Genomic DNA, 5,660 nt, shown 5'->3' on the forward strand with positions numbered 1-5,660 from the left:
GCCGCGGCCTCGGCGGCGAGCCGCTCGGCCTCGGCCTTCTCGGCGGCGATGCGGTCGACCTCGGCGCGGATGGCGGGTGCGAGCCACGCCGCCTCGGCGTCGGGAGCCGTCCACGACGCGTCGGCCGGGGCGGTCACGGCGTCCGCGACGGGCGAGAGCCGCGTGGCGGACAGCACGTCGTGCATGGGCTCGGCACCGACGGCCGGCCCCCGTGAGCTCGCGCTGGCGCTCGTGAGGACCGCGACGGTCACGATGCCGACGCTGACCAGCGGCGCGACGGCGCGCGACCGGCACCACGCAGGCAGGCGGCGCGGCGCGGGCTCGGCGCGGTGCCGATGGCGCTTCGGTGACGCGGTCATGGCGGGCGGGCTCCTCACGTCGGGCAGCGGGTGCCCGGTCCGTGGTCGTCGGACGCACTCACCAGATCGGCACGTCGCGCGCCGCACATGAGCACCCGCCGTGAGGTTCACGCGACCTCGGCGCCCCGGGGACCCCGGGGGTGTGCGCCGCCGTCAGGGGACGTTCGCCCCGCCGTTGACGTTGATGACCTCGCCCACGACGAAGCTCGACTCCGGCGACGCGAGGAAGACGTAGGCGGGTGCCTGCTCGACGGGCTGGCTGGTCCGGCCCAGCCACGACGACTCGCCGAACCCGTCCAGCTTCTCCGCCGGCTGCCCGTCGCTGACCTGCAACGGCGTCCAGACGGGACCGGGTGCGACGGCGTTGACGCGGATGCCGCGCGGCGCCAGGTCGGCCGCGAGCGCCTTCGTGAAGCCGATGATGGCGAACTTCGTCGACGCGTAGTTGATGATCATCGGCGACGGGTTGTAGCCCTGCACCGACGTGCTGTTGATGATCGTGGCGCCCGGCGGCAGGTGCGGGAGCGCGTCGCGCGTGATCCAGAACATCGCGTACAGGTTGGTCTGGATCGTGCGGTCGAGGTCGGCCTCGTCGAGCTCGTCGAACGACGGGTGGTAGACCTGGTGGGCCGCGTTGTTGACGAGGATGTCGAGCCCGCCGAGCCCGGCCACCGCGTCGGCGACCATCGTCCGGCAGAACTCGCGGTCGCGGATGTCGCCCGGCAGCAGCACGCACGCGCGGCCCTCGGCACGGATGTGCGCGGCGATCGCCTCCGCGTCGACCTGCTCCTCGGGCAGGTAGCTCAGCGCGACGTCAGCGCCCTCGCGCGCGAACGCGATCGCGACGGCCGCCCCGATGCCCGAGTCGCCGCCCGTGATGAGCGCCTTGCGCCCGGGCAGGCGGCCCGTCCCGCGGTACGTCGTCTCGCCGTGGTCGGCCTTCGGGTCGAGCTCCGCGTCGAGGCCGGGGAGCGGCTGCCACGACGCGTGGGGCTTGATGTGCGCGTGGCGCTCGACGGGGTTGTCGAACGTGAGGTGGTCGGACGGCATCGTCTTCTCCTTCGCGGGTCGCAGGACCCCGGGGTGGCGCGGAGCGACGGCGGTCCTGGCGCCCGACCCTAACGGCTTCGACATCGTTATCGAAGCGTCGGACGGGACGCCGCTCCGTGCCCGCGCGCTGCCGCCGTGCAGCCTCGGCCACCGCGACCTACCGTGGCCGGGCACCGCATCAGCGGCGCACCCGGCGACGGAGGAGCACGGCATGACGCACGACGACGACATCGCCAAGGTCACGGAGCTCATCCGCGACTCCAAGGTCTCCATGCTCACGACCGTCGCCGCCGACGGCCGCCTCGTGAGCCGCCCGATGGGCATCCAGGAGGCCGAGTTCAGCGGCGACCTGTGGTTCTTCGCCGACGCCGACAGCCACAAGGTCGACGAGATCGCGCACGGCAGCCCCGTGAACGCCGCGTTCGTCGGCGGCACGTCCTGGGTGTCCGTCTCGGGCACCGCGGAGGTCGTGCGCGACGTCGCGAAGGCCCGCGAGCTGTGGAGCCCGGTCGCCGAGGCGTGGTTCCCCGACGGTCCCGAGACGCCCGGGCTCGTGCTGCTCGTCGTGCACGGCGAGACCGCCGAGTACTGGGACGCACCGGGCAACCGCCTGACGACCGCGATCAGCCTCGTGAAGGCCAAGCTCACGGGCGAGCGCTACGACGGCGGCGAGAACGAGACGGTCCGCCTCTGACGGCTACGGCGGCGGCGGGGCCGGCCGATGTCGGACGTGCGCCGTAGCGTCCGGACATGGTCGACATCGAGTTCGAGGACCGACGCGACAGCCGCTTCCAGCACCAGGACCTGCGCGGCGCGCAGTTCGTGCGCGACCGCATGGCCGGCGCCGTCTTCCGCGAGGTCGGCCTGCAGCGCGTCCGGATGCGCGGCGTCGAGCTGACCGGCGCAGACATCGACGGCGACATCGACGGCCTGACCATCTGGGGCGTCGAGGTCGCGCCGCTCCTCCTCGCCGAGCTCGACCGCCGCCACCCCGAACGGTCCGCGCTGCGCGCCCGGACCCCCGACGAGCTCCGCGCCGGCTACGAGGCGCTGGTGGCGATGTGGGACACGACGATCGCCCGCGCCCGCACGCTGCCGCCCGGCACGGTCGACGTGTCGGTCGACGGCGAGTGGTCCTTCACCGAGACGATCCGGCACCTCGTCCTCGCGACCGACGCGTGGCTCAACCTCGCGATCCTGCGCCGTGAGCAGCCGTTCCACCCCCTCGGCCTGCTGTTCTGGCAGGCCCAGGGGCTCGAGGACCGGTACGGGCTCGTCCCGCTCGGAACCCCCGTGACGCTCGACGAGGCCGTCGCGGCGCGCGCCGACCGCGTCGCGCAGGTGCGCGCCTACCTCGCCGACCTCACGGCCGACGACCTCGCCCGCGACGCCGGACACGACCCGTGGGGTGACGGCGGGCCTGACGAGCCGACCGTCACCGTCCGGCAGTGCCTCGGCGTGATCTTCGACGAGGAGTGGCAGCACCACCGCTACGCCACCCGCGACCTCGCCGCGCTCGCCACGCGCGACTGACGGGCACTGCCCCCACGAGTGGTCCGCACGACCCGTCGGGCGACGAGGTCTCCGACCAGGGCCGTGCGCTCGGCCGGGTCAGGCGACGTCGCGGCGACGCGCCAGGACGACGAGCCCCACGCCGACGAGCAGCACGACCGCCGCAAGCCCGGCCGTCGACACCCGCGACGACGGGCCCGTCACCGCCAGCACGCGCGTCGGTGCCGCAGCGGCTACCGCCTGCGGGGCGGCCGCGGCGGGCTGTGCGGCCGGTGCCACCGGGGCGGCGGGGACCACGGGCACGGCCGGCACCACCGGCGCTGCGGCGGCGTCGATGGCACGCGCCACGAACTGACCGACGAGGAGGAACTCCCGCAGCTCGGCGGGCGTGCCGGCGAGCGCCGCCTGCGCGGCCGCGTCGAGCGCCGGGCCGCTGTTGTTCACGCCGCCCGTCAGCATCGTCGACGCCATGAGCCGGTCGTCGGCGTACTGCGCCACCGGGAGGCCGTTCGTGAGGAAGTCCGACAGGTCCTGCCGGTCGCTGCTGGCCAGCGCAGCCTGCGCGCCCGCCTCGACCGCGGGTCCGGTCGCCGCAGCGAGGACGCGCGTGACCCGCAGCCGCTCGTCGGCGAACCACGCGTTCAGGTAGCCGCCGTCGACGTACGCCCGCAGCTCCTCGATCGTCCCGGCCAGGGCAGCGGTGGCCTGCTGGCGGGTCGACGGGCCGTCGGGGACCGACGCCAGGACCCCGGCCCAGGCGCGGTAGTCGTCGTCGGTCGTCCCGTGGAACCCGGCGGCGACGAACGCCCGCACGTCGACCACCGGGTCGGCGGCTGCTGCCGGCGCCGCGGCACCGAAGCCCGTCACCGTCAGCACCACAGCCACTGCGAGCCAGCGCACCATCTTGCGCACCAGGGAACACTCCTCGTCGTCGGGTCCGCCATGCCCGCGGAGCCGCACGTCACGCCCCCACGCCCGGCGAGACCCTACCGTCCCCGTGACGCCCGTCAGCGCCGTTCCGACTGGCCTCGCCGGGCGCTCGGTGGCCGCGTCCCGTCACACCGTCGCGAGCAGCACCCCGACGCCGACGAACAGCCCGCCGAACACGCGGTTGACGACCCGCCGCCCGTCCTCCCGGGCGATGACCCGCGCGAGCCCGCGCGCCGCCGGCGCGAACACGCCCCACATGACCAGCACGTCCACCGCCACGACGGTCGCGACGAGCACCGCGTACTGCGGCACGAGCGGCCGTTCCGGGCGCACGAACTGCGGCACGAAGGCGAGGAAGAAGACGATCGCCTTCGGGTTGGTGAGGTTCACGAGCAGCCCGCGGCGGAACATCGGCCACACGCCCTCGACGACGTGCTCGGTCGTGCTGTCGTCGGACCCGGGCCGCGCCCGGAGCTGCCGCACCCCGAGGTAGACGAGGTACGCGGCGCCGACGTAGCGGATGGTCTCGAACGCCGTGTGCGAGCGGCTGACCAGTGCGCCCACCCCGGCGGCGACGATCGCGACGTGCAGCACGAGTGCGGCCTGCTGACCGAGGATCCCCCAGATCGAGCGGGCCCATCCCGAGCCCAGCGAGTTGGCCATGGTGTTGATCGCACCGGCGCCCGGGGTCAGCGAGATGACGAGGCACGCACCGACGAGCGCGAGCCACAGCGACAGGCTCATGCCGCGAGCACCGGGACGATCACCACCCGCAGATCATCTCCTGTCACCGGACCCGCTCGGACGCGCACGCTGCGGACGTCCGTCCCGCTCCGCCTGGTCGGTCGTCGCGGATGGCCCCGGCGTCTCGCGTGATCCGGCGTGCAGACGCGCTCGGGTGGCCGGGCGCCTGGTGCCTGGTGCCTGGTGTCGGGTGTCTGGTGTCTGGTGTCTGGTGTCTGGTGTCTGGTGTCTTGGATCGATAAAACCCCAAAACGATTCGCCTCTGTCGCTCCGCCCGTCCTGATGCGAATGTGAGCGCTCACACTGTCGGTCGCCGGGTGGTCACGCCGGGCGGCCGCGGCCCCGTGGGCAGACGGCGTCGTCCGTCCACCAGCTCCGCGCCGACAGCCCACCGGCCCGTCCCGTCGGTCCTCCGAGAGAGGTGTTCCATGACGACCACACCACGACGAGGGCGACGCGCAGTCGTCGCCGCGTCCTTGACCCTGGCGGTGGCCGCCGCGGGCCTCGCCGCGGCCATGCCCGCTCAGGCGGCGGCGAGCACGCTCGGTGCGGCAGCCGCGCAGAGCGGGCGGTACTTCGGTACCGCGATCGCGGCGGGCCGGCTGAACGACAGCACGTACCAGACGATCGCGAACCGTGAGTTCGACATGATCACGGCCGAGAACGAGATGAAGATGGACGCCACGGAGCCCAACCGTGGCCAGTTCAGCTACTCCAGCGGCGACCGGATCCTGAACTGGGCGCAGAGCAACGGCAAGCGGGTCCGTGGGCACGCCCTGGCGTGGCACTCCCAGCAGCCGGGCTGGATGCAGAACATGTCCGGTACGGACCTGCGCAACGCGATGCTCAACCACGTCACGCAGGTCGCCACGCACTACAAGGGCAAGATCTACGCCTGGGACGTCGTCAACGAGGCCTACGCCGACGGGTCCTCGGGTGGTCGTCGTGACTCGAACCTGCAGCGCACCGGCAACGACTGGATCGAGGCGGCGTTCCGTGCCGCCCGGGCCGCCGACCCCGGTGCGAAGCTCTGCTACAACGACTACAACACCGACGACTGGTCGC

At 73.4% G+C, this 5,660-nt stretch carries 6 protein-coding genes and 1 pseudogene; 3 read left to right on the top strand and 4 right to left on the bottom strand.

The window, feature by feature from the left end; genetic code table 11:
• Together CTKZ_RS19995 and CTKZ_RS20000 are read right to left on the bottom strand one after the other, a co-directional pair.
• Positions 1-359: pseudogene (locus CTKZ_RS19995) on the bottom strand (hypothetical protein); the annotation flags it as partial.
• 153 nt (positions 360-512) lie between these two features.
• On the bottom strand, positions 513-1,409 hold the full coding sequence (locus CTKZ_RS20000) for an SDR family oxidoreductase (RefSeq protein ID WP_124344557.1): 897 nt from the start codon (positions 1,407-1,409) through the stop codon (positions 513-515).
• Positions 1,410-1,620: 211 nt separating this feature from the next.
• On the opposite strand from CTKZ_RS20000, the gene CTKZ_RS20005 reads away from it, so the two are divergent.
• Together CTKZ_RS20005 and CTKZ_RS20010 are read left to right on the top strand one after the other, a co-directional pair.
• On the top strand, positions 1,621-2,103 hold the full coding sequence (locus CTKZ_RS20005) for a pyridoxamine 5'-phosphate oxidase family protein (protein ID WP_124344558.1): 483 nt from the start codon (positions 1,621-1,623) through the stop codon (positions 2,101-2,103).
• Between the two features lie 56 nt (positions 2,104-2,159).
• A complete protein-coding gene (locus CTKZ_RS20010; protein WP_124344559.1) occupies positions 2,160-2,942 on the top strand; it encodes a DinB family protein in 783 nt (260 codons plus the stop codon).
• 78 nt (positions 2,943-3,020) lie between these two features.
• Here CTKZ_RS20010 and CTKZ_RS20015 read toward each other — a convergent pair whose 3' ends face one another.
• Entirely contained in the window at positions 3,021-3,824 is an 804-nt protein-coding gene (locus CTKZ_RS20015; protein WP_235843577.1) for an ALF repeat-containing protein, read from the bottom strand.
• Positions 3,825-3,977: 153 nt separating this feature from the next.
• Positions 3,978-4,595 carry a LysE family transporter gene (locus tag CTKZ_RS20020; protein ID WP_124344561.1) on the bottom strand — a complete coding sequence of 206 codons (618 nt, stop codon included), beginning with the start codon at positions 4,593-4,595 and terminating at the stop codon, positions 3,978-3,980.
• Between the two features lie 428 nt (positions 4,596-5,023).
• On the opposite strand from CTKZ_RS20020, the gene CTKZ_RS20025 reads away from it, so the two are divergent.
• A partial coding sequence (locus CTKZ_RS20025) for an endo-1,4-beta-xylanase (protein ID WP_148090532.1) occupies positions 5,024-5,660 on the top strand: 637 nt, incomplete at its 3' end.

The organism is Cellulomonas algicola, from assembly GCF_003851725.1.
Taxonomy (GTDB): Bacteria; Actinomycetota; Actinomycetes; order Actinomycetales; family Cellulomonadaceae; genus Cellulomonas; species Cellulomonas algicola.